The organism is Bacillus mobilis, assembly GCF_001884045.1.
GTDB lineage: Bacteria > Bacillota > Bacilli > Bacillales > Bacillaceae_G > Bacillus_A > Bacillus_A mobilis.
The window spans coordinates 431,824-455,306 of record NZ_MACF01000046.1; the positions used below are offsets into that span (position 1 = coordinate 431,824).

Here is a 23,483-nt window from a genome sequence, read left to right on the forward strand (position 1 = left end):
GTTTTACATATTTATGAGAAGTAGAAGAGGATTGCTCATCGTTCTTTCAGGACCTTCTGGGGTTGGTAAAGGAACGGTTCGAAAAGAGCTGTTTAGTCATGAGGATACACGTTTTCAGTACTCCATTTCAGTAACGACACGTAAGCCACGTGAAGGTGAAGTAGATGGTGTGGATTATTTCTTTAAAGAGAGAGAAGAATTTGAGGAAATGATTCGTAATGAAAAATTACTTGAGTGGGCTGAGTTCGTAGGTAATTATTACGGAACACCGATTGACTATGTTGAAAAAACATTACAAGAAGGAAAAGATGTATTCTTAGAAATTGAAGTGCAAGGAGCAATTCAAGTTAAGAAAGCATTCCCAGAAGGTGTATTTATTTTCTTAGCACCTCCAAGTTTATCTGAACTAAAGAACCGTATTGTCGGTCGTGGTACAGAAACTGAAGATGTTATTGAAAATCGTTTAACGGTAGCGAAAGAAGAAATCGAAATGATGGACGCTTACGACTATGTTGTAGAAAACGATCAAGTTGAACTAGCTTGTGAAAGAATTAAAGCAATTGTGGTTGGTGAACATTGCCGCCGCGAAAGAGTAGCAAAATATTATAAAGAAATGACGGAGGGTCTATAATTATGTTAAATCCATCAATTGATTCATTATTAACAAAAATCGATTCTAAATATACACTTGTAACAGTAGCTGCAAAACGTGCGCGTGAAATGCAACTTGCTGATAACTGTGTTATCGAGCAACCTGTTTCTCATAAATGTGTAGGTAAATCACTAGAAGAAATCGATGCAGAAGTATTAAAATATGTACCAAGCGAAGGCAAAATCATCGATTAAGACATTCTTTTCGACAAATGAAAACATAGACTTTATAATTTTCTATGTAACGGTAACAACCTATTTACAAGTAGGTTGTTATTTTTTTACGATAGGGAAGAAATATTGGTACTGACGAGCTGGGAATTCTGATTCAGTATTATAAGTTTGAAAAAGAAAGAGGACGAGCCATATGCTAAAAGGGAAAAAGATACTTCTATGTGTAACAGGAGGCATTGCGGTCTTTAAAGCGGCTGCGTTAACTAGTAAATTGACACAAGCTGGTGCTATTGTAAAAGTAATGATGAGTGAGTCGGCAATGAAGTTTGTTACGCCTCTTACATTTCAAGCACTTTCTCGCCATGACGTATATACAGATACATTCGATGAGAAAGACTCAGCTGTTATTGCACATATCGATTTAGCGGATTGGGCAGATGTAGTACTTGTTGCACCAGCTACTGCCAATTGTATTGGGAAGTTAGCTGGCGGTATTGCAGACGATATGATTACAACTACTTTGTTAGCTACTACAGCCCCAGTGTGGATTGCACCAGCTATGAATGTGCATATGTATGAAAATAAAATTGTTCAAAAAAACATGATGACGTTAAAAACATTAGGATATACATTTATTGAGCCTGGAGAAGGCTTTTTAGCGTGTGGTTATGTAGCGAAGGGAAGACTAGAAGAACCGGAAGCAATTATTGCACGGTTAGAAGAGGTTTTTTCAGAACAAAAACCATTGCAAGGAAAAAAAATATTAATAACTGCTGGCCCAACTCGTGAAAAGATTGATCCAGTACGTTTTATGACCAATTTTTCTTCTGGGAAAATGGGATATGCAATAGCGGAAGTGGCAGCGAACTTAGGTGCTGATGTCATACTTGTTTCGGGACCGACAGCATTAAACCCGCCATTACATGTAAATACGGTACAAGTGGAATCTGCACAAGATATGTTAGAAGTAGTTCTGCAACAGTATCAAAACGTAGATGTTGTCATTAAAACAGCAGCAGTTGCAGATTATCGCCCGAAATATGTTCATGATAATAAAATGAAAAAGAAAAATGGTGATGCTGTAATCGAACTCGAGAGAACAGTAGATATTTTAAAAACGTTAGGTGAGATGAAGGACAAACAGTTACTGATCGGTTTTGCGGCTGAAACGACAAACGTAGAAGAATACGCAACAAAAAAATTACGTGAGAAAAATGCGAATATGATTGTTGCGAACGATGTAAAGGCGCAAGGAGCTGGATTTGGTACAGATACGAACATTGTAACAATGTATAGAAAAGATGGAGAAGTTATAGAGTTGCCACTTTTAACGAAGAAAGAGGTTGCTCGTGAAATATTAAAGCAAATTGAAATGATGTTAGAAGATGATCGTCTATGAAATTTGCAAGTGTAATTGTTGATGTACCTGCACGTCAGACAGATCGACCATTTGATTATATTATCCCTAAAAAGTGGGAAGATATTGTCCAGACAGGCATGCGTGTAGTAGTTCCATTTGGCCCAAGGAAATTGCAAGGCTTTATTATTGGGATCAAAGATTCGGCTGAAGTAGAAAGTAAGAAATTAAAGACAATCCATGAAATATTAGATGTAACACCAGTTTTAAACGAGGAATTATTAAAGCTTGGATATTGGCTTACAAGCGAAACGTTATGTTATATGATTTCAGCCTTTCAAGTCATGCTTCCAACGGCGATAAAAGCGACGTATAAAAAGCGTCTACAACTTCGTAAACAAGAAGAAGTAGCACCTGAACTACTGTTTTTATTTCAGGACAAAGAAGCGATAGATTGGGAAGTTATTGAGACGCAGCCACATCTATACCGCACGATTCAACAAGAAATTAAAAATGGCACGATTGAAGTTGTTTATCAAGTAAAAGATAAAGTGCAAAAGAAGAAACAAAGAGTCGTCCAACCGGAGTTGCCAGAAGATAAATTGGAATTAGCAGCATTTGAACTGAAAAGTAAAAAACAACAAGATGTACTCTATTATTTTGTGGAAAATTATAAAAGTGTGCCGTTGAAAGTGATAACAGAAGAGTTGCAAATAACAGATGCTCCGATTAAAGCACTTGTTAAAAAAGGGATAATCTCAGAAAAGTATGTGGAAGTATATCGGAATCCGTATGACGATGATGATTTTGAACAAACGAAACCATTCCCACTTACGGAGGAACAAAAGCAAGTTATTACACCGATTTTATCATCAATTACAAATGAAACTTACAATCCATTTTTACTATATGGTGTTACAGGAAGCGGAAAAACAGAAGTGTATTTACAATCTATAGCAGCGGTACTCGCGAAAGGGAAAGAAGCTATTGTGCTTGTTCCTGAAATTGCACTAACGCCTCAAATGGTAGATCGTTTTAAAGGCAGATTTGGCTCGCAAGTTGCGGTTCTTCATAGTGCGCTGTCTGTTGGAGAAAAATATGATGAATGGCGTAAGATTTTAAGAAAAGAAGTGAAAGTTGTAGTTGGTGCACGTTCAGCCGTATTTGCACCTTTTGAAAATTTAGGGATTATTATTATTGATGAGGAGCACGAATCGAGCTATAAGCAAGAAGATAATCCGAGGTATCATGCAAGGGATGTAGCTGTGTGGAGGGGACAATATCATAAATGTCCTATTGTTCTTGGTAGTGCAACACCGACACTTGAATCGTTTGCAAGGGCGAAAAAAGGTGTGTATGAATTACTAACGATGGAAAAACGTATGAACGAACAAGCTTTACCAACAGTAGAGATTGTTGATATGCGTGAGGAACTTCGTGACGGGAATCGTTCAATGTTTTCGAAGGCATTGCATGAAAAAATAGCAGATCGATTAGAAAAGAAAGAACAGATGGTGCTCTTTTTAAATAGAAGAGGTCATTCTACATTTGTTATGTGCCGTGATTGCGGGTATGTTGTACAATGTCCGCATTGTGATATCTCGCTGACATATCATAAAATGAACCATCGTTTAAAATGTCATTATTGCAGTCACGAAGAGAATATGCCGACTGAGTGTCCTGCTTGTCAAAGTACATATATTCGTTTCTTTGGTACAGGTACACAAAAGGTAGAAGAAGAAATTACAAAACTATTTCCAGAGGCACGAGTCATTCGAATGGATGTAGATACGACAAGTCGCAAAGGAATGCATGAAAAATTATTAAAGGCGTTCGGGGAAGAAAAAGCAGATATACTACTTGGAACACAAATGATTGCGAAAGGATTAGATTTTCCTAAAGTAACGCTTGTCGGGGTTTTAACTGCAGATACGATGCTTCACTTACCTGATTTTCGAGCGAGTGAAAAGACGTATCAGTTATTGACGCAAGTAAGTGGACGGGCAGGCAGACATGAATTGCCAGGGGAAGTTATAATTCAAACGTATACGCCAGAACATTACAGTATAGAATTAGCAAAGAACCAACATTATGATGTGTTTTTTGATCAAGAAATGCAAATGAGACGAACAAGACAATATCCACCTTATTACTATGTTGTACTTGTAACAGTATCTCATCCAGAATTATTAAAGGCAGTGCAAGTGACGGAAAAAATTGTCGGTCATTTACGGGCGCACTGCACGCAGCAAACGATGGTGTTAGGACCGGTTGCTTCAGCAATTCCAAGGATAAAAGATAGATATCGTTATCAATGCATGATAAAATACAAACGGGAACCAAACTTAAAGAACGTGCTCAAAATGGTAAATGAACATTATCAAGCAGAAATGCAAAAAGAGCTACAAATCTCAATTGATTTTAATCCAACAATGTTAATGTAGCGGAGGGAAATATGGCAGTTTTAGAAATAGTAAAGCATCCAAATGAAGTGTTAGAAACACCATGCGAAAGAGTAATTAACTTTGATAAAAAGTTAGTGAAATTGTTGAAAGATATGCATGAAACAATGTTAATTGCGGACGGAGTCGGTTTAGCCGCGCCTCAAGTAGGTGTAAGCTTGCAAGTAGCGGTAGTTGATATCGATGATGATACGGGGAAAATCGAGTTAATCAATCCATCGATACTAGAAAAACGTGGTGAACAAGTAGGTCCCGAAGGTTGTCTAAGCTTCCCGGGACTTTATGGTGAAGTGGAACGTGCGGATTATATTAAAGTACGTGCGCAAAATCGCCGAGGTAAAGTATTTTTACTAGAAGCAGAAGGATTTTTAGCACGTGCCATTCAACATGAAATCGATCATTTACACGGTGTGTTATTTACATCGAAAGTGACAAGATATTATGAAGAAAACGAATTAGAATAGGTATTAAAAGGAGCGGTTTTTTAATGATAAAAGTAGTATTTATGGGAACACCGGACTTTTCAGTGCCGGTGCTTCGTCGTCTTATCGAAGATGGCTATGATGTAATAGGTGTTGTGACACAGCCTGATCGTCCGGTAGGTAGAAAAAAAGTATTAACACCTACACCTGTTAAAGTTGAAGCAGAAAAACATGGTATTCCGGTGTTACAACCGTTAAGAATTCGTGAAAAAGACGAATATGAACAAGTCTTGGCATTAGAGCCAGATTTAATTGTAACAGCTGCTTTCGGTCAAATTGTACCAAATGAAATTTTAGAAGCACCGAAGTATGGATGTATTAACGTCCACGCGTCTTTACTACCTGAACTTCGTGGTGGTGCACCAATCCATTATGCAATTATGGAAGGTAAAGAAAAAACGGGTATTACAATTATGTATATGGTAGAGAAATTGGATGCTGGTGATATCTTAACGCAAGTAGAAGTGGAGATTGAAGAGCGTGAAACGACAGGTTCTTTATTCGATAAGTTAAGTGAAGCAGGGGCACACCTTCTATCTAAAACAGTACCTTTATTAATCCAAGGTAAGTTAGAACCAATTAAACAAAACGAAGAAGAAGTAACGTTTGCATATAATATAAAACGTGAGCAAGAGAAAATTGATTGGACAAAAACAGGTGAAGAAGTATACAATCACATTCGCGGATTGAATCCATGGCCAGTTGCTTATACGACTTTGGCAGGACAAGTTATTAAAGTATGGTGGGGAGAGAAGGTCTCTATTACAGAGAAAGCTGAACCAGGTACAATAGTAGCTCTTGAAGAAGATGGATTTGTTGTTGCAACAGGGAATGAGACAGGTGTTAAAATCACTGAATTGCAACCTTCTGGTAAAAAACGTATGAGTTGTTCGCAATTTTTACGCGGCACAAAACCTGAAATTGGAACGAAGTTAGGAGAAAATGCATGAGTAAAAATGTTCGTGAGTTAGCTCTTGATGGCTTAATTCAAGTAGAAAAAAGTGGTGCATACAGTAACTTACTTTTAAACAATCTAATTGAAAAAAATGCAATTGATAGAAAAGATATTGGTTTGTTAACTGAAATTGTATATGGAACGATTCAACGTCGTGACACATTAGATTATTATTTACAGCCTTTTTTAAAAAAGAAGGTTGAGGCGTGGGTAAGAGTATTACTTCGCTTATCTTTATACCAAATGATTTATTTAGATCGAGTGCCCGAAAGAGCGGCTATTCATGAAGCAGTTGAAATTGCAAAGCGTCGCGGGCATAAAGGGATTGCTGGTATGGTAAACGGGGTATTACGTTCGATTCAGAGAGAAGGAGTACCTTCTGTAGATGAAATCAAGGATCCAGTAGAACGTTTGGCAATTGCAACAAGTCATCCAATGTGGCTTGTTCAAGACTGGGCATCTGAATATGGTTTAGAGACAGCAGAGAAAATGTGTGAAGTGAACATGTTACCCCCAGTACCAACAGCGCGTGTAAATGTTGATAAAATAACAGTAGAAGAAGCGATTGAGTTGTTGGCTAGTGAAGGTATTGAAGCGAAGCGCGGCGATTTATCAGAGGATGCAATTCAAATTGAAAGAGGGAATGTAGCGCATACAGATGCGTTCAAAAAAGGTTTTCTTTCTATTCAAGATGAAAGTTCTATGCTTGTAGCGCGCGCTTTAGAACCAAATGAGGGAGATGTAGTTCTTGATAGTTGTGCTGCTCCGGGCGGAAAAACAACGCACATTGCAGAGCGATTAAAAGGAACAGGTCAAGTTATGTCTCTTGATTTACATGCACACAAAGTACGTTTAATTAAACAACAAGCAGAGCGACTTGGTCTAGAAAATGTCGAAACAAAAGCACTAGATGCTAGAAAAGTGCAAGAACACTTTGCAAATGAAACATTTGATAAAATATTAGTAGATGCACCATGTTCTGGATTTGGTGTGATTAGACGTAAACCTGATATTAAGTTAGGTAAAAATAAAGGCGATAGTGAAAGATTATCGACGATTCAACTTGCAATACTAGAAAAAATAGCACCATTGTTAAAACAAGGTGGTCGCCTTGTTTATAGTACGTGCACAATAGAAAAAATAGAAAATGAACAAGTAATTAAGCAATTTTTACAAGAGCATCCTGAATTTGAATGGGATACTACGATAAAAGATCGCATGCCAGAAAAGTTAAATCCGTATATTGATGAAGGTCAAGTACGAATTTTACCGCATTATTTTGCAACAGATGGCTTTTATATTGCTTGTTTAAGGAAGAAGGTGTAGCATCGTGGAAACGACTGTGAGAAAACAAAAGAAAAATCTAGAAACGAAGAAACCATCAATTTATTCTTTACAACTTCATGAAATGCAAGATTGGTTAAAGGAACAAGGAGAACCAAAGTTCCGTGCAGGACAAATCTTTGATTGGCTATATAAAAAACGTGTAAAAAATTATGACGACATGTCGAATCTTTCTAAAGGATTACGCGACAAATTGTCGAATTCCTTTGATATTACTACTTTAAATACATTGGTAAAACAAACGTCTTCTGATGGAACAATTAAATTCTTATTCCAATTATATGATGGGTATTCTATTGAAACAGTGTTAATGCGACATGAATATGGAAATTCTATTTGTGTAACAACACAGGTCGGATGCCGTATTGGTTGTACGTTCTGTGCATCTACACTTGGTGGGTTAAAACGAAACTTAGAGGCTGGAGAGATTGTAGCGCAAGTAGTAGAAGTGCAACGTGCACTTGATGAAACAGAAGAACGTGTAAGTTCACTTGTTGTTATGGGGATTGGAGAGCCGTTTGATAATTACGACAACTTAATGTCATTCTTACGCATTATAAACCATGAAAAAGGAATTCATATTGGCGCAAGACATATGACAGTTTCAACAAGTGGAATTGTTCCAAAAATTTATAAGTTCGCTGAAGAAGATATGCAAATTAATTTTGCGATTTCATTGCATTCTGCAAATACAGAGTTACGTTCAAAATTAATGCCGATTAACCGTGCTTATAAGCTACCAGACTTAATGGAAGCTGTTAAATACTATGTAAATAAAACAGGGCGTCGTATTACGTTTGAATATGGCTTATTTGGAGGAGAAAATGACCAAGTTGAGCAAGCTGAAGAACTTGCTGCGCTTTTAAAAGGTGTAAAATGTCATGTAAACTTAATTCCGGTAAACTACGTACCTGAACGTGATTATGTACGTACGCCACGTGAACAAATTTTCTTATTTGAAAAAACGTTAAAAGATCGTGGAGTGAATGTAACAATTCGCCGTGAACAAGGTCATGATATTGATGCAGCCTGCGGTCAGTTACGTGCGAAGGAGCGTAAAGAAGAGACGAGGTGACGAGATGAAAGCCGTGTTTCTATCGGATAAAGGAAAAGTTCGTCAACATAATGAAGATAGTGCAGGAGTTTTTCACAATTTAGATGGAAATATTTTAGCGGTAGTAGCAGATGGAATGGGAGGTCATCGAGCTGGTGATGTGGCTAGCTCGATGACCATTCAATTATTCCATGATTATTGGAAGCAAACGCATAATATGAATGAACCAAAAAAAGTAGAAGAGTGGTTACATACGAGTGTTGGGATTATTAATGAGCGTATATATGAGTACTCTAAACAACATGTAGAATGTAATGGTATGGGAACAACACTTATAATAGCGATTTGTACGCCAAACTTTGTGACAATAGGTCATATAGGAGATAGTCGTTGTTATATGGTATCAGAGGGGGAAATCTCGCTTGTAACGGAAGATCATTCCCTTGTAAATGAACTTGTGAGACATGGTGAAATTTCAAAAGAAGACGCAGAATATCACCCGAAGAAGAATGTTTTGTTAAGGGCATTAGGAACAGAAGAAAAAGTCGGATTAGATGTGAAAACATTGGTACTTGAGGAAGATGATCAGTTACTTCTTTGCTCTGATGGATTATCTAACAAAGTTTCTATTGCTGATATGCAACAAATTTTACAGTTAAATGAACAGCTTGAAACTAAGGGACAACGTCTCATTCAATTGGCGAATGATCGTGGCGGGGAAGATAATATCACCCTTGTTCTTATTGATTATGCGGGTTCGACAAACGAAAGTAGGTGAAGTGCAACGTGCTGATTGGAAAACGCTTAAATGACCGTTATAAGCTACTGAAAATGATTGGTGGCGGTGGAATGGCCAATGTGTATTTAGCTCATGATGATATACTTGGCCGAGATGTAGCGGTAAAAATATTAAGACTCGACTATTCAAATAACGAAGAGTTTATTAAACGTTTCCATCGAGAAGCGCAGTCTGTTACAACGTTGTCGCATCCAAATATTGTGAATATGTATGATGTCGGAGAAGAAGATGGTATATATTATCTTGTAATGGAGTATGTACCAGGACAAACATTGAAGCAATACATAATTGAGAGAGGGATGTTACCTATAGGAGAAGCTCTTGATATTATGGAGCAGTTAACATCCGCCATGGCACACGCCCATCATTTTGAAATTGTGCACCGTGATATTAAACCACACAATATTTTAATTCGAGCTGATGGAGTAATAAAAGTAACAGATTTTGGAATTGCGACAGCTACAAGTGCAACAACAATTACACATACAAATTCGGTACTTGGTTCGGTGCATTATTTATCACCAGAACAAGCACGCGGTGGGATAGCAAATAAACAATCAGATATTTATTCTCTAGGAATCGTTATGTTTGAGTTGTTAACAGGAAGACAACCGTTTTCTGGCGAATCTGCTGTTGCTATAGCTTTAAAACATTTACAAAGTGAAATTCCGTCTCCAAAGAGATGGAATGAAAATATTCCGCAAAGTGTCGAAAATATTATATTAAAGGCAACTGCGAAAGATCCGTTTCACCGATATCAATCTGCCAATGCGATGAAACGAGATATTGAAACTGCGCTATATCCAGAGAGGATAAATGAGCAGCCATTTTACATACCGGAAGATATGGAAGCGACAAAAGCGATTCCTATTATTCAACAAGAACAATTATTCGAAAATGTAACTGATGAAACAATTGTTTTAAAAGGAAATAAAGTGGACGAACAGAAAAGAAAAGAAGAAACGGAATTAAATAAGAAGAAAAAAAGAAGTAATAAATGGATTAAAGTTTTAATAACGACATTTTTACTTTTAGCAATTGGAATAACGTTAGCGCTTACTGTTATTCCAGGATTCTTTATTCCAAAAGATGTAAAAGTACCTGATGTGGCTGGTATGAAGTATGCGACAGCAGTAAATAAATTAGTTGAAAAGGGTTTTGAGGTTACGGAACCCAATATTGTATATACAGATGATGTTGAAGCCGGTGATGTGATAAAAACAGACCCTGTGGCAGGAAGAGTCGTGAAAGAAAACTCTAAAATTACTATCTATCAATCAGGCGGAAAAAAGAAAAGTAAGATGAGTGATCTCACAGGAAAAGATTTTGAGAGTATAAGGGCTGAATTAGAAGAAAAATATAAGCAAGTAACAATAAATTATATTGAAAATGATAGGCCAAAAGGTGAAATCGTAGAGCAAATTCCGACGCCGGATCAAATGGTAGTAGAGACGGAACAAGAACTGAAGATTTGGGTAAGTAAAGGTCCTTATCAAATTAGGCCAGGTGATTTTTCAGGATGGACTGAAAATAGCGTAAATGGTTATTTGAATGAGAGAAAACTAACTCCAGATATAAAACGAGAGTATTCCGATACTGTTGATAAAGGACTTGTAATTTCGCAATCTCCAAAACCAGGAACACCGTTAAAAGAAGGAGATAAAGTGACGATTGTCATCTCAGAGGGTCCTAAGCCGAAAGTAACGAAAACAGTGAAAGTGGATAATATTTCTATTCCGTATGAGTCTTCTATAATAGGTGAGAAAAAACCGCAAACAATAGAAATTTATAAAGAAGATATGCAACAAAAAATGGATAGACCAATTGAAACTAGAACAATTTCAGAGTCGGCAACTATTTCTTTAGAATTTGTAATTCAAGAAGGTACAAAAGGACACTATAAAATTGTACGAGATGGTGTAACGATTATCGACAAAGAAGTACCATACCCAACTCAATAATAATGACTTCCATTTCCTTTCTAGAGGGGATGGAATGTATTACTCTTGCCTGTTATGCTGTCCACTTATAGTGGAATGTATAACAGGCAAAAATATATGATTCAAAAAGTTATAAAAGTGATACTGTTATAAATAATATGTTGAATTTGATGGTAGATTAAATATATTAACTTGTATATATGACGGGTTTTGAAATAAGTATTTAAAGAATTCTAATCCATTCAATATGAATTACAGGTTCACTTTATACAAAATAAAGGAGAATTATATGCCAGAAGGAAAAATTGTAAAAGCTCTAAGTGGGTTTTATTATGTGCAGCATGAAGAAGGGATTACCCAATGCCGCGGGCGTGGTGTGTTCAGAAAAAATAAAATTACACCACTGGTAGGAGACCAAGTTGTTTTTCAAGCAGATAATCCGAGTGAAGGATACGTGCTTGAAGTATTTGATCGAAAAAATGAACTTGTTAGGCCTCCTATTGCTAATGTTGATCAAGCAATTCTCGTTTTCTCAGCAGTAGAACCAGATTTTAATCCGGGACTGTTAGATCGATTTTTAGTGCTGATTGAATATCATAATATTAAGCCGATTATTTGCATTAGTAAGATGGATTTAGTGGATGAAAGAATGAGAGAGACTGTTGAATCTTATGCGAATGACTATCGTGAGATGGGATATGATGTATTATTTACTTCTATAAATACATCGGAAAGTATTGATATTTTAAAACCATTCTTAGAAGGCTGTGTTTCTGTTGTAGCAGGGCAATCTGGTGTTGGAAAATCTTCTATGCTTAACGTTTTACGCCCAGATTTAGAATTGAAAACGAATGATATTTCCTCGCATTTAGGACGCGGGAAACATACGACAAGACACGTAGAATTAATTGCGGTTGGAAGCGGACTAGTTGCAGATACACCTGGTTTTAGTTCACTTGATTTCATAGATATAGAGGTAGAAGATCTTACATATTGTTTTCCAGAGTTGAAAGAAGCGAGCCAATACTGTAAATTTAGAGGGTGTACACATCTTTCTGAACCGAAATGTGCTGTGAAGGCTGCGGTTGAAGAAGGAAAAATTACAGAATATCGTTATAAGAATTACAAACAATTCGTAGAAGAAATTAGAGAGAGAAAGCCGAGGTATTAGTTATGATTAAAATTGCACCATCGATCTTATCAGCAGATTTTTCAAAATTAGGGGAAGAGATTAAAGATGTAGAAAAAGGCGGAGCGGATTACATTCACGTCGATGTAATGGATGGACATTTCGTACCAAATATTACGATTGGACCATTAATTGTAGAAGCTATCCGTCCGATTACATCGTTACCATTAGATGTACATTTAATGATTGAAAATCCTGATAACTATATCCCGACTTTCGCAAAAGCGGGAGCGGATATTATCACTGTTCATGTAGAGGCGTGCCCTCATCTGCATCGTACAATTCAGTTAATTAAATCTCATGGCATTAAAGCGGGAGTTGTATTAAATCCGCATACGCCAGTTTCAACGATTGAGCATGTATTAGAAGATATAGATATGGTATTACTTATGACAGTAAACCCAGGATTTGGTGGGCAGAAATTTATCCATTCTGTATTACCGAAAATTAAACAAGTTGCAGAAATGGTTAAAGAGCGCAATCTAGAAGTAGAAATTGAAGTTGATGGTGGTGTAAATGCTGAAACAGCAAGACTTTGTGTTGAAGCAGGAGCAAATGTGCTTGTAGCTGGATCAGCAGTATACAATCAAAAAGACCGCGGTGAAGCAATTCGTGTCATTCGTGGATAATGAATGAACGAGTCTTTATCCTAGTGAAACTTCTAGTGTAGTAAGTTTTCACTATTTATAAAGGATAGAGAAAAAATATGTAAAAAGGCAATCTACCGAATGGCAGATTGCCTTTTTACAATAGAAGGGGAAGGAAACATGATTATTCATATTTTAGCGGGCGGACCTGCGGAATATTGTGCAGATTTTTCTCGATATGAAAGTGAGAAAGTAGTGTGGGCGGCAGTTGATAGAGGCGTATATCGTTTATTAAAAGGAGGAATTACTCCAGCTGTTGCGTTTGGAGATTACGATTCAGTTACTGAAGAAGAATTAGTATGGATGGGCCAGCAAACAAATGACTTACATATTGTTCCTCGTGAAAAAGATCAAACAGATTTAGAAATTGCGATTAACTGGGCGTTAGAACAAAATCCGACATTGATTCGTATTTTTGGTGCCACTGGTGGAAGGCTGGATCACGGTTTAGCAAATATACAGATGCTTTTAAGAGGGTTAGAAGTAGAGATAGAAATGTGTATTGTAGACAATAAAAATGAAATAAGCGTGAAAAAAGTGGGTACACATATAATTGAAGACAATAAAAATTTCCCTTATGTATCTTTTGTGCCGGTTACTGAAATAGTGGAAGGGATTACATTGCTTGGATTTAAGTATCCTCTAACTAATAAAACAATAGAATGGGGATCAACACTTTGTATTAGTAATGAACTCGTTGAGGAAAAAGGTACTTTTTCATTTACTTCTGGCATATTAATGGTGATAAGAAGCACTGATTAAAGAAACAATTTTGCTCCTTACATCATATAGTGAACAAGTGGAGTAATGGGGATTAGGAGGGAAACCATGAGATTTTATACAATTAAGTTACCTAAATTTCTTGGTGGAATTGTTCGTGCCATGTTAAATACCTTCAAAAAAGATTAAAAAAAGCACCTATTACCGGTGCTTTTTTCATTGTCATAGTAAAAAAAGAGCCTAGAGGCTCTTTTTTTTATTATTAAACACGTTCGATTTTGCCAGATTTTAATGCTCTAGCAGAAACGTAAACACGTTGAACTTTTCCGTCGATGCGTACGCGAACTTTTTGAAGGTTAGCGCCCCATTTACGTTTTGTAGCGTTCATTGCGTGAGAACGAGAGTTACCAGAACGAGCTTTTCTTCCAGTGATAGCACAAACACGAGCCATTTATATTTCCCTCCCTTGATACCTTACCATACGTAATTTTTCAATGTTAGTCTTTTTTGCGATGCTAAAAACACTACTATAATTTAACACAACTAAAAAGAGAATGCAACACCGTAGAAAAAAGAAATCAAGAAAAATTACTTGACACCATATGTCGATGATGAAAAGCTGAAATCAAGAAAAATTACTTGACATATTATAGTGGTACATGTTGTATAATAACAATGGACTATTTTGCTCATCATAAAAAATGTGATTTAAAACATAAAATATGAGAGTGAAAAGAAAGAACGATGGAATTTTCTTTAAAAAGATTATATGATAGTAACTAAAGTAGTCTAGCTCACTTTCACCATTTATGAAGGGGGAAACGAGATGTCAATTGAAATTAAAACGAAGTATGGTCAAATTGATATTAGTACAGATGTAATTGCAACAATTGCTGGAGGTGCCGCAGTAGATTGCTACGGTATCGTAGGTATGGCATCAAAAAATCAGTTAAAAGATGGTTTAACAGATATTTTACGAAAAGAAAACTTCACTAGAGGTGTTATTGTTCGTAAAGATGAAGATGAAGTACATATTGATATGTATATTATTGTGAGCTATGGTACGAAAATTTCAGAAGTAGCACATAACGTGCAGACGAAAGTGAAATATACATTAGATCAAACTGTAGGACTAGCAGTAGATTCTGTAAACATCTACGTACAAGGAGTTAAAGTAATAAACTTGTAATGTGCATTAAGGAGGAAAATCTGTGTCAATTCAAAAAATTGATGGGAAACGTTTATCACAAATGATCATGCAAGGAGCGAATAATTTAACAAATAATGTTCAGCTTGTTGATGCATTAAACGTATTTCCAGTTCCAGATGGCGATACCGGTACAAACATGAACTTATCAATGACTTCAGGCGCACGTGAAGTGAAAGAAAATCCTTCACAGCATGCTGGTAAAGTCGGCGTAAGTTTAGCCAAAGGATTATTAATGGGAGCTCGTGGTAACTCTGGTGTTATTTTATCTCAGTTATTCCGTGGTTTCTCTAAATCCATTGAACAAAAAGAAGAATTAACAACAGTTGATTTTGCTGCAGCTTTAGATGCTGGGGTAGAAGCGGCTTACAAAGCGGTTATGAAACCGATTGAAGGAACGATTTTAACGGTTGCAAGAGAAACGGGTAAATATGCAGTGACAGTTGCGAAAAAACAGCGCGACTTTGTTTTGTTTATGGAAGACGTTGTGAAAGAAGCAAATGCATCGTTAAATCGTACGCCAGATTTATTACCTGTATTAAAACAAGTTGGCGTTGTAGATAGCGGTGGTAAAGGTCTTGTTGTTGTATATGAAGGATTTTTAGCTGACTTAAAAGGAGAAACGATTTCTTCTAATGTGTCTGCCCAACCATCTATGAATGACATGGTACGCGCAGAACATCACCGTAGTGTACAAAGCCAATTGAGTACAGAAGATATAAAGTATGGATATTGTACGGAATTCATGGTGAAATTAGAGCCTGAAAAAATGAAAGAGCATAATTTCTCTGAACAAAAATTCCGTGAAGATATTAGTGTATACGGAGATTCACTACTTGTTGTATCAGATGATGAGGTTGTTAAGGTTCATATTCATGCGGAACATCCTGGAGATCCTATGAATTATGGACAACGCTATGGTAGTTTAATTAAGATTAAAGTAGAAAATATGCGTGAACAGCATACTGCTTTATTAGATGAGCCTACTATGATGCCTGAGCCGACTAGCCAGTCCAAAGAGAAACAACCGTACGGTATCGTAACTGTAGCTATGGGATCTGGTATCAAAACTTTATTTGAGAGCATTGGCGCGACGAAAGTGATCGAAGGTGGCCAAACGATGAATCCAAGTACGGAGGATATTGTGAAGGCGATTGAAGAAGCGAACGCTGAAAAAATCATTATTTTACCGAATAACGGAAATATCGTGATGGCAGCAGAACAAGCAGCGTCAGTTGTTGATCAAGAAGTGATTGTGATTCGTTCGAAAACAGTTCCTCAAGGTATGGCTGCAATGTTAGCATTTAATCCAGTTGGAACGTTAGAAGAGAATGAAGAAAACATGAAAGAAGCTTTATCTCATGTGAAAACCGGTCAAATTACGTATGCGGTACGTGATACGGAAATTGATGGTGTAGCAATTCAAAAAGATGACTTCATGTGTATTGCAGATGGAAAAATCGTATCAACAAATGCAGAAAAAGTTGGAGCTGCGAAGCAATTACTTGAAGCACTTATTGATGAAGATTCTGAAATCGTAACGATTCTACAAGGTGAAGATGCAACTGATGAAGAAGTAGCTGAGTTAGTTGAATTTGTAGAAGAGAAATTTGAAGATGCAGAAGTAGAAGTACATGCTGGAAACCAACCGGTGTATTCTTTCATCTTCTCTGTAGAATAAGAAAAATTCGTTTTGAAAATAAATGGATTACTTACTTGCTAATGGATAAGAAGTAGTAATATGAAGTTTATTACTAGTTTTTATTCAAAAGGCTAGCATATTGAAGATAAAAAAGAGCCTTGCTGCTAATAGTGAGGCTCTTTTCTTTCGTGTTGCTTATGAGGGATTTGAGTAGTTTCTCTTAGAATGCCTATGATAGAATATATAAGGTGAAAAAGAGCGATTACAGATGTCAATCGTGTTAGTCGATAATGTATCAAAGAAAATAATGTGACGGAGCGTGAGAATCTTGAATGAAGTTGTACAAGTTCCTGTTACGGATGTAAAGGGAATCGGAGGAGAAACATCTGAATTACTACACGAGATGGGAATTTATACAGTTTCTCATCTATTAGAACATTTTCCGTACCGTTATGAAGATTATGCGATGAAAGATCTTGCTGAAGTAAAGCATGATGAACGGGTAACAGTTGAAGGGAAAGTTCATAGTGCTCCTTTACTACAATATTATGGGAAGAAAAAGTCGCGCCTTACGGTTCGTGTCCTTGTCGGTCGTTATTTAATTACAGCTGTATGTTTTAATAGACCGTACTATAAGCAAAAGTTAACTTTAGATGAAACGGTAACGATAACAGGTAAATGGGATCAGCACCGTCAAACGATTGCGGTATCAGAGCTTCATTTCGGACCAGTTGCACGCCAACAAGACGTAGAGCCTGTATACTCAGTGAAAGGGAAACTTACAGTAAAACAGATGCGCCGTTTTATTGCCCAAGCATTCAAGGAGTATGGAGAATCTATAGTTGAAGTGTTGCCTGATGGATTGTTAAGTCGATATAAATTATTGCCGCGTTATGAAGCGCTCAAGGCGCTTCATTTTCCAGCAGGACAGGAAGATTTAAAACAAGCGCGTCGCCGTTTTGTATATGAGGAATTTTTCTTATTTCAGCTGAAAATGCAAACATTACGGAAAATGGAGAGGGAAAATTCGAAAGGGACGAAAAAAGAAATTCCTTCAGCAGAATTGCAAGAGTTTATCGATGCACTTCCGTTTCCGTTAACTGGTGCGCAGAGCCGGGTAGTAGATGAAATTATGAAAGATATGACATCTCCTTATCGAATGAATCGTCTGTTGCAAGGTGATGTAGGTTCTGGGAAAACAGTCGTTGCAGCGATTGGCCTTTATGCAGCGAAATTAGCACATTATCAAGGTGCTTTAATGGTTCCTACAGAAATTTTAGCGGAGCAACATTATCAATCGCTCGCAGAGACGTTCTCACACTTTGGTATGAAGGTTGAATTGCTAACAAGTTCTGTTAAAGGTGTAAGGCGTCGAGAGATTTTGGCGAAATTAGAACAAGGAGAAATAGATATCCTTGTCGGAACACATGCTTTAATTCAAGATGAAGTTATCTTTCATAGGTTAGGTCTCGTTATTACTGATGAACAACATCGATTTGGTGTAGCACAGCGACGAGTTTTAAGGGAGAAAGGTGAAAGTCCAGATGTATTATTTATGACAGCGACCCCAATTCCGCGTACGTTAGCAATTACTGCATTTGGAGAGATGGATGTTTCTATAATCGATGAGATGCCAGCTGGTAGAAAGGTAATTGAAACATACTGGGCAAAACATGATATGTTAGATCGAGTTCTCGGTTTTGTGGAGAAGGAGATAAAAAAAGGAAGACAAGCATATGTAATTTGTCCCCTTATTGAAGAATCTGAGAAACTTGATGTACAAAATGCGATCGACTTACATAGTATGCTGACTCATCATTATCAAGGGAAATGTCAAGTTGGATTAATGCATGGAAGATTATCATCTCAAGAAAAAGAAGAGATAATGGGACAATTTAGTGAAAATAAAGTGCAAATTCTCGTGTCGACAACGGTTGTTGAAGTAGGTGTGAACGTACCGAATGCGACTGTAATGGTTATTTATGATGCAGAGCGTTTCGGTTTATCGCAGCTTCATCAGCTCAGGGGACGTGTTGGGCGTGGTAGTGAACAATCATATTGTTTATTAATCGCGGATCCAAAATCGGAAACGGGAAAAGAGCGAATGCGTATTATGACCGAAACGAACGATGGATTTGTATTGTCAGAAAAAGATTTAGAGTTAAGAGGTCCTGGAGATTTCTTTGGAAGTAAGCAAAGTGGTTTACCAGAATTCAAGGTTGCTGATATGGTACATGATTATCGAGCGTTAGAAACTGCAAGACAAGATGCAGCATTACTAGTAGATTCCGAAGCGTTTTGGCATAATGATCAATATGCTTCGCTGCGTACTTATCTTGACGGGACAGGTGTGTTCCAAGGAGAGAAGCTCGATTAAAGGGAGGCAACAAAAGTTTTTGTTGCATTCTACTTTTAATGATTATATACTACTGTTAGTACCTAGTCATAAAAATGGATGGTGCGGTATGAAAAAAAGAAGAAGTAAAAAAGAAAGACAAGAATTATTACAACAAACAATAGAAACGAATCCTTTTATTACGGATGAAGATTTAGCAGAAAAATTTCAAGTGAGTATACAAACCGTACGTCTTGATCGTATGGAATTATCTATTCCTGAATTAAGAGAAAGAATTAAACATGTAGCTACGAAGCAACATGAAGAAGATGTGAAATCTTTACCGTTAGAAGAGGTTGTCGGAGAAATTATCGATATAGAATTAGATAGACATGCGATTTCTATCTTTGAAGTGAAGGTAGAACACGTATTTAAAAGAAATCAGATTGCCCGTGGGCATCATTTGTTTGCACAAGCAAACTCACTAGCTGTTGCAGTTATTGATGAAGAATTAGCTTTAACTGCAAAGTCTACCATTCGATACATTCGTCCTGTAAAATTAGGAGAGCGTGTTGTTGCAAAAGCACGCGTTGAAGATGTAGAGAATGATAAAGGACGGACCGTTGTAAAAGTGCGTAGCTTTGTTGGAGAAGAACTTGTTTTTACAGGCACTTTTGAAATGTATCGATCTAGTAATTATAGTGAGGAAGGTAACAACTTATGAAAATCGCAATAGATGCAATGGGCGGCGATCACGCTCCAAAGGCTGTCGTATTAGGAGCAATGAAAGCTATTAAGGAATATTCTGATTTACATATTACGTTAGTAGGGAAAGAAGAGGAAATTCGTCAATACTTAACGAGTGAAGAACGAATTACTATACTTCATACAGATGAAAAAATCGAATCGACAGATGAACCAGTAAGAGCGGTTCGTCGAAAAAAACAAGCTTCAATGGTACTAGCAGCGCAGCAAGTGAAAGATGGCGTAGCGGATGCTTGTATATCAGCTGGTAGTACAGGAGCTTTAATGGCGGCTGGATTGTTTGTTGTAGGTCGTATGGAAGGAATTGAGCGACCAGCTTTATCCCCTACAATGCCAACTGTTGATGGAGAAGGTTTTGTTATGTTAGATGTTGGAGCGAACGTTGATGCAAAACCAATTCATTTATATCAATATGCAGTAATGGGATCTGTATACGCTGAGAAAGTAAGGGGGATTAAAAATCCTCGCGTTGGACTTTTGAACGTTGGAACAGAGGATGGCAAAGGGAACGAGCTTTCAAAACAAGTCTTTGCAATGCTTAAGGATGCCCCAATTAATTTCGTTGGGAACGTTGAATCAAGAGATTTATTGCAAGGTGTAGCAGATGTTGTTGTGTGTGATGGTTTTACAGGGAATGTAGCGCTAAAATCATTAGAAGGAACGGCACTTGCATTATTCTCTATGTTAAAAGAGCAGTTAATGAGTTCGTTTACGAGTAAATTAGCAGCAGCGGTATTAAAGCCAAAACTTATGGTATTAAAAGATAAAATGGATTATTCGGAGTATGGGGGAGCGGCATTGTTTGGATTGAAAGCTCCTGTCATTAAGGCTCACGGTTCTTCCAATGACCAATCGATATTTAGTGCGATTCGTCAAACGAGAGAAATGGTAGCGAAAGAAGTAATTCCTACTATTTCAAGTGTAATGGAGAAAGAGCCACTCCAATAAGAGGAGGATTTGAAATGGGAAAACTAGCATTTCTTTTTCCGGGCCAAGGTTCACAGGCAGTTGGAATGGGTAAACAGTTAGCGGAGAATAATAAAGAGGTTGCAAATGTGTTTGCAAAAGCAGATGAGGTGTTGCAAGATTCACTTTCAGAAGTGATTTTTGAAGGACCGCAGGAAAAGCTTACGTTAACGACAAATGCGCAGCCTGCCTTATTAACAACGAGTTTTGCTATTTTGACAGCTTTGAAAGAGTATGATATTACACCAGATTTTGTTGCAGGACATAGTTTAGGTGAATATAGCGCACTTGTAGCAGCGGGTGCAATAACTTTTGAAGACGCTGTATACGCTGTAAGGAAACGTGGGGAATATATGGAAGAAGCTGTTCCTGGCGGAGAAGGTGCAATGGCCGCTATTTTAGGTGCTGATCCACATATGCTGAAACAAGTTACAGAAGAAGTAACAAGTGAAGGATATGCAGTACAAATCGCTAATATGAATAGTACGAAGCAAATTGTGATTTCTGGAACAAAGCAAGGAGTCGAGATTGCTTCTCAAAGAGCGAAAGAAAATGGTGCAAAGAGAGCAATTCCGCTTAAGGTAAGTGGACCGTTCCACTCTTCACTTATGAAGCCGGCAGCTGAGAAGTTCCAAAGTGTCCTAAATGAAATTACAATTCAAGATACGAATATTCCTGTTATCGCAAATGTAACAGCAGACGTTATTACAAGCGGTACACATATTCAAGAAAAGCTAATTGAACAGCTCTATTCGCCTGTCTTATGGTACCCGTCCATTGAAAATATGGTGAGTCAAGGTGTAGATACATTTATTGAGATTGGACCTGGGAAAGTACTTGCTGGACTGATGAAGTCAATTGATTCATCAGTGAAAGCATATGCGATATATGATGAAGAGACATTAAAAGATACCATTTCAAATCTGAGAGGAGAAAACTGATGTTAAAAGGGAAAGTAGCATTAGTAACTGGCGCGTCACGTGGAATTGGTCGTGCGATTGCGATTGATTTAGCGAAACAAGGGGCAAATGTTGTAGTAAATTATGCTGGTAATGAGCAAAAGGCAAATGAAGTAGTTGATGAAATAAAGAAATTAGGTTCGGATGCAATTGCTGTAAGAGCAGATGTTGCAAATGCTGAAGACGTTACAAATATGGTGAAACAAACTGTAGATACATTCGGACAAGTTGATATTCTTGTAAATAATGCAGGTGTAACAAAAGATAATTTATTAATGCGTATGAAAGAAGAAGAATGGGATACAGTTATTAATACAAACCTAAAAGGTGTATTCTTATGTACGAAGGCAGTATCTCGATATATGATGCGTCAACGTCATGGACGTATTATTAATATCGCTTCTGTTGTTGGAGTAACAGGTAATCCAGGACAAGCAAACTATGTTGCTGCTAAAGCGGGTGTAATTGGATTAACAAAAACATCAGCAAAAGAGTTAGCGAGCCGTAATATTACTGTAAATGCAATTGCTCCTGGGTTTATTGCCACAGATATGACAGACGTATTAGATGAAAATATAAAAGCTGAAATGTTAAAATTAATTCCTGTAGCTCAGTTTGGTGAAGCGGAGGATATCGCAAATGCTGTAACTTTCTTTGCTTCTGATCAAAGCAAATATGTTACAGGTCAAACGTTAAATGTTGATGGCGGTATGGTAATGTAATAAAAGAATGGATTTCAGCTAGTTTTTTTGGCCAATATTTAATATAATATTTGAGGGGAGGTGAATGGAATGGCAGATGTTTTAGAGCGTGTAACAAAAATCATCGTTGATCGTTTAGGTGTAGAAGAAACTGAAGTAGTACCAGCTGCGAGCTTTAAAGAAGATTTAGGCGCAGACTCCCTAGATGTAGTAGAACTTGTAATGCAATTGGAAGATGAATTCGAAATGGAAATTTCTGATGAAGATGCTGAAAAGATTGCTACTGTTGGCGATGCTGTGACTTACATAGAGAGTCATCTATAATGCTTAAGTGAAGTCCCGTTTTTTAGCGGGGCTTCTCGGCTTATATCTGGAGGGACTTATGCCGTACCGAAAACATAGAGAAAAAAAATACGAAACAAAATATCGTGAAGCGTTTAAAGTATTTCAAGAAGAAATAGGTATTACGTTTTCAGATGAAAAATTATTGATTCAAGCATTTACGCATTCATCGTATGTGAATGAGCATCGAAAAAAACCGCATGAGGACAATGAGCGTCTTGAATTTCTTGGTGATGCTGTATTGGAACTCACTGTATCGCAGTATCTGTTTCAAAAATATCCGACAATGAGCGAAGGAGAGTTAACAAAACTACGTGCAGCTATTGTATGTGAACCATCTCTTGTTCGTTTTGCAAACGAATTGTCATTTGGTAGCCTTGTTTTATTAGGAAAAGGCGAGGAAATGACGGGTGGACGTGAACGACCAGCTTTATTAGCGGATGTCTTTGAAGCGTTTATTGGTGCCCTTTATCTTGATCAAGGGCTTGAAACAGTTTGGGGATTCTTAAAAGAAGTTGTATATCCGAAAATTAATGAAGGTGCTTTTTCTCATGTGATGGATTATAAGAGTCAATTACAAGAGTTGATTCAGCGTGATGGTAGTGGCAATATTGAGTATCAAATTTTGCAAGAAAAAGGACCGGCTCATAACCGAGAATTTGTGTCACGTGTTACGTTAAATAACGTGGCTTTAGGTCTTGGTAGTGGCAAGTCGAAAAAAGAAGCAGAGCAACAAGCTGCTGCAGAAGCATTGAAAAAATTAAAAGAACAACTATAAGGAATCCCCCTTTG

The 23,483-nt window shown here is 37.2% G+C and carries 24 protein-coding genes; 23 read left to right on the forward strand and 1 reads right to left on the reverse strand.

Going from position 1 to position 23,483, the window contains the following annotated elements; translation table 11 throughout:
* Window positions 1-13: 13 nt before the first annotated feature.
* From gmk to spoVM, 14 genes are all read left to right on the forward strand, one after another.
* Window positions 14-631 carry a guanylate kinase gene (gene gmk / locus BAQ44_RS07425; RefSeq protein ID WP_001257740.1) on the forward strand — a complete coding sequence of 206 codons (618 nt, stop codon included), beginning with the start codon at window positions 14-16 and terminating at the stop codon, window positions 629-631.
* Between the two features lie 2 nt (window positions 632-633).
* Window positions 634-846: a DNA-directed RNA polymerase subunit omega gene (gene rpoZ / locus BAQ44_RS07430; RefSeq protein ID WP_000933965.1), complete on the forward strand. Its 213-nt coding sequence runs from the start codon at window positions 634-636 to the stop codon at window positions 844-846.
* Window positions 847-1,018: 172 nt separating this feature from the next.
* Window positions 1,019-2,224, forward strand: coding sequence for a bifunctional phosphopantothenoylcysteine decarboxylase/phosphopantothenate--cysteine ligase CoaBC (gene coaBC / locus BAQ44_RS07435; RefSeq protein WP_071721379.1), 1,206 nt, complete (start codon window positions 1,019-1,021; stop codon window positions 2,222-2,224).
* Window positions 2,221-4,626, forward strand: coding sequence for a primosomal protein N' (priA, locus tag BAQ44_RS07440; protein WP_061678222.1), 2,406 nt, complete (start codon window positions 2,221-2,223; stop codon window positions 4,624-4,626). Before coaBC ends, priA begins: the two co-directional genes overlap by 4 nt.
* 11 nt (window positions 4,627-4,637) lie before the next feature.
* The gene (def, locus tag BAQ44_RS07445) at window positions 4,638-5,108 is read left to right on the forward strand and encodes a peptide deformylase (RefSeq protein WP_061678221.1); all 471 of its coding nucleotides are present in this window, start codon (window positions 4,638-4,640) and stop codon (window positions 5,106-5,108) included.
* 23 nt (window positions 5,109-5,131) lie between these two features.
* Window positions 5,132-6,076 (forward strand): methionyl-tRNA formyltransferase, encoded by a 945-nt coding sequence (gene fmt, locus BAQ44_RS07450; protein ID WP_000598793.1) that lies wholly within the window; start codon window positions 5,132-5,134, stop codon window positions 6,074-6,076.
* A complete protein-coding gene (rsmB, locus tag BAQ44_RS07455; protein ID WP_071721380.1) occupies window positions 6,073-7,407 on the forward strand; it encodes a 16S rRNA (cytosine(967)-C(5))-methyltransferase RsmB in 1,335 nt (444 codons plus the stop codon). The genes fmt and rsmB overlap by 4 nt, the downstream gene beginning before the upstream one ends.
* 4 nt (window positions 7,408-7,411) lie before the next feature.
* Window positions 7,412-8,500, forward strand: coding sequence for a dual-specificity RNA methyltransferase RlmN (gene rlmN, locus BAQ44_RS07460; protein WP_000450538.1), 1,089 nt, complete (start codon window positions 7,412-7,414; stop codon window positions 8,498-8,500).
* 4 nt (window positions 8,501-8,504) lie between these two features.
* Window positions 8,505-9,257: a Stp1/IreP family PP2C-type Ser/Thr phosphatase gene (locus BAQ44_RS07465; RefSeq protein ID WP_000648694.1), complete on the forward strand. Its 753-nt coding sequence runs from the start codon at window positions 8,505-8,507 to the stop codon at window positions 9,255-9,257.
* Between the two features lie 8 nt (window positions 9,258-9,265).
* Window positions 9,266-11,239, forward strand: a complete 1,974-nt coding sequence (prkC, locus tag BAQ44_RS07470) for a serine/threonine protein kinase PrkC (protein WP_071721381.1) — start codon at window positions 9,266-9,268, stop codon at window positions 11,237-11,239.
* Between the two features lie 268 nt (window positions 11,240-11,507).
* Window positions 11,508-12,389, forward strand: coding sequence for a ribosome small subunit-dependent GTPase A (gene rsgA / locus BAQ44_RS07475; RefSeq protein ID WP_001113938.1), 882 nt, complete (start codon window positions 11,508-11,510; stop codon window positions 12,387-12,389).
* 2 nt (window positions 12,390-12,391) lie between these two features.
* Window positions 12,392-13,036 (forward strand): ribulose-phosphate 3-epimerase, encoded by a 645-nt coding sequence (gene rpe / locus BAQ44_RS07480; protein ID WP_061678216.1) that lies wholly within the window; start codon window positions 12,392-12,394, stop codon window positions 13,034-13,036.
* Window positions 13,037-13,135: 99 nt separating this feature from the next.
* Window positions 13,136-13,816 carry a thiamine diphosphokinase gene (locus BAQ44_RS07485; protein ID WP_061678215.1) on the forward strand — a complete coding sequence of 227 codons (681 nt, stop codon included), beginning with the start codon at window positions 13,136-13,138 and terminating at the stop codon, window positions 13,814-13,816.
* 66 nt (window positions 13,817-13,882) lie between these two features.
* Window positions 13,883-13,963, forward strand: a complete 81-nt coding sequence (gene spoVM / locus BAQ44_RS07490) for a stage V sporulation protein SpoVM (RefSeq protein WP_001213599.1) — start codon at window positions 13,883-13,885, stop codon at window positions 13,961-13,963.
* A gap of 73 nt (window positions 13,964-14,036) precedes the next feature.
* Here the strand turns inward: spoVM and rpmB are convergent, their stop codons facing one another.
* Entirely contained in the window at window positions 14,037-14,225 is a 189-nt protein-coding gene (rpmB, locus tag BAQ44_RS07495; protein ID WP_000124776.1) for a 50S ribosomal protein L28, read from the reverse strand.
* Window positions 14,226-14,600: 375 nt separating this feature from the next.
* Here rpmB and BAQ44_RS07500 point away from each other — a divergent pair, with 375 nt between their 5' ends.
* The 9 genes from BAQ44_RS07500 to rncS all read left to right on the forward strand — a co-directional run bounded on the left by BAQ44_RS07500 (window position 14,601) and on the right by rncS (window position 23,469).
* On the forward strand, window positions 14,601-14,963 hold the full coding sequence (locus tag BAQ44_RS07500) for an Asp23/Gls24 family envelope stress response protein (RefSeq protein ID WP_000021109.1): 363 nt from the start codon (window positions 14,601-14,603) through the stop codon (window positions 14,961-14,963).
* Between the two features lie 22 nt (window positions 14,964-14,985).
* Window positions 14,986-16,662, forward strand: a complete 1,677-nt coding sequence (locus tag BAQ44_RS07505) for a DAK2 domain-containing protein (protein WP_063260424.1) — start codon at window positions 14,986-14,988, stop codon at window positions 16,660-16,662.
* Between the two features lie 289 nt (window positions 16,663-16,951).
* Window positions 16,952-19,000 (forward strand): ATP-dependent DNA helicase RecG, encoded by a 2,049-nt coding sequence (gene recG / locus BAQ44_RS07510; protein ID WP_071721383.1) that lies wholly within the window; start codon window positions 16,952-16,954, stop codon window positions 18,998-19,000.
* 88 nt (window positions 19,001-19,088) lie between these two features.
* Entirely contained in the window at window positions 19,089-19,682 is a 594-nt protein-coding gene (fapR, locus tag BAQ44_RS07515) for a transcription factor FapR (RefSeq protein WP_000747352.1), read from the forward strand.
* Window positions 19,679-20,671 (forward strand): phosphate acyltransferase PlsX, encoded by a 993-nt coding sequence (plsX, locus tag BAQ44_RS07520; RefSeq protein WP_000684108.1) that lies wholly within the window; start codon window positions 19,679-19,681, stop codon window positions 20,669-20,671. Before fapR ends, plsX begins: the two co-directional genes overlap by 4 nt.
* A 14-nt stretch (window positions 20,672-20,685) precedes the next feature.
* Window positions 20,686-21,630, forward strand: a complete 945-nt coding sequence (gene fabD, locus BAQ44_RS07525; protein ID WP_061678212.1) for an ACP S-malonyltransferase — start codon at window positions 20,686-20,688, stop codon at window positions 21,628-21,630.
* Window positions 21,630-22,370, forward strand: coding sequence for a 3-oxoacyl-[acyl-carrier-protein] reductase (gene fabG, locus BAQ44_RS07530; protein ID WP_061678211.1), 741 nt, complete (start codon window positions 21,630-21,632; stop codon window positions 22,368-22,370). Before fabD ends, fabG begins: the two co-directional genes overlap by 1 nt.
* 69 nt (window positions 22,371-22,439) lie before the next feature.
* Window positions 22,440-22,673, forward strand: a complete 234-nt coding sequence (acpP, locus tag BAQ44_RS07535) for an acyl carrier protein (RefSeq protein WP_000786062.1) — start codon at window positions 22,440-22,442, stop codon at window positions 22,671-22,673.
* 58 nt (window positions 22,674-22,731) lie between these two features.
* Window positions 22,732-23,469 (forward strand): ribonuclease III, encoded by a 738-nt coding sequence (gene rncS, locus BAQ44_RS07540; RefSeq protein ID WP_001146868.1) that lies wholly within the window; start codon window positions 22,732-22,734, stop codon window positions 23,467-23,469.
* Window positions 23,470-23,483 lie beyond the last annotated feature (14 nt).

Bases quoted from the DNA above. Each gene is read 5' to 3' on its own strand.
- plsX (WP_000684108.1), top strand. From the start codon at position 19,679: ATGAAAATCGCAATAGATGCAATGGGCGGCGATCACGCTCCAAAGGCT.
- fabG (WP_061678211.1), top strand. From the start codon at position 21,630: ATGTTAAAAGGGAAAGTAGCATTAGTAACTGGCGCGTCACGTGGAATT.
- priA (WP_061678222.1), top strand. From the start codon at position 2,221: ATGAAATTTGCAAGTGTAATTGTTGATGTACCTGCACGTCAGACAGAT.
- coaBC (WP_071721379.1), top strand. From the start codon at position 1,019: ATGCTAAAAGGGAAAAAGATACTTCTATGTGTAACAGGAGGCATTGCG.
- fapR (WP_000747352.1), top strand. From the start codon at position 19,089: ATGAAAAAAAGAAGAAGTAAAAAAGAAAGACAAGAATTATTACAACAA.
- spoVM (WP_001213599.1), top strand. From the start codon at position 13,883: ATGAGATTTTATACAATTAAGTTACCTAAATTTCTTGGTGGAATTGTT.
- rpmB (WP_000124776.1), bottom strand. From the start codon at position 14,225: ATGGCTCGTGTTTGTGCTATCACTGGAAGAAAAGCTCGTTCTGGTAAC.
- acpP (WP_000786062.1), top strand. From the start codon at position 22,440: ATGGCAGATGTTTTAGAGCGTGTAACAAAAATCATCGTTGATCGTTTA.
- fabD (WP_061678212.1), top strand. From the start codon at position 20,686: ATGGGAAAACTAGCATTTCTTTTTCCGGGCCAAGGTTCACAGGCAGTT.
- rsmB (WP_071721380.1), top strand. From the start codon at position 6,073: ATGAGTAAAAATGTTCGTGAGTTAGCTCTTGATGGCTTAATTCAAGTA.
- BAQ44_RS07485 (WP_061678215.1), top strand. From the start codon at position 13,136: ATGGCAGATTGCCTTTTTACAATAGAAGGGGAAGGAAACATGATTATT.
- rsgA (WP_001113938.1), top strand. From the start codon at position 11,508: ATGCCAGAAGGAAAAATTGTAAAAGCTCTAAGTGGGTTTTATTATGTG.
- BAQ44_RS07500 (WP_000021109.1), top strand. From the start codon at position 14,601: ATGTCAATTGAAATTAAAACGAAGTATGGTCAAATTGATATTAGTACA.
- rncS (WP_001146868.1), top strand. From the start codon at position 22,732: ATGCCGTACCGAAAACATAGAGAAAAAAAATACGAAACAAAATATCGT.
- BAQ44_RS07465 (WP_000648694.1), top strand. From the start codon at position 8,505: ATGAAAGCCGTGTTTCTATCGGATAAAGGAAAAGTTCGTCAACATAAT.
- gmk (WP_001257740.1), top strand. From the start codon at position 14: ATGAGAAGTAGAAGAGGATTGCTCATCGTTCTTTCAGGACCTTCTGGG.
- rpe (WP_061678216.1), top strand. From the start codon at position 12,392: ATGATTAAAATTGCACCATCGATCTTATCAGCAGATTTTTCAAAATTA.
- def (WP_061678221.1), top strand. From the start codon at position 4,638: ATGGCAGTTTTAGAAATAGTAAAGCATCCAAATGAAGTGTTAGAAACA.
- fmt (WP_000598793.1), top strand. From the start codon at position 5,132: ATGATAAAAGTAGTATTTATGGGAACACCGGACTTTTCAGTGCCGGTG.
- rpoZ (WP_000933965.1), top strand. From the start codon at position 634: ATGTTAAATCCATCAATTGATTCATTATTAACAAAAATCGATTCTAAA.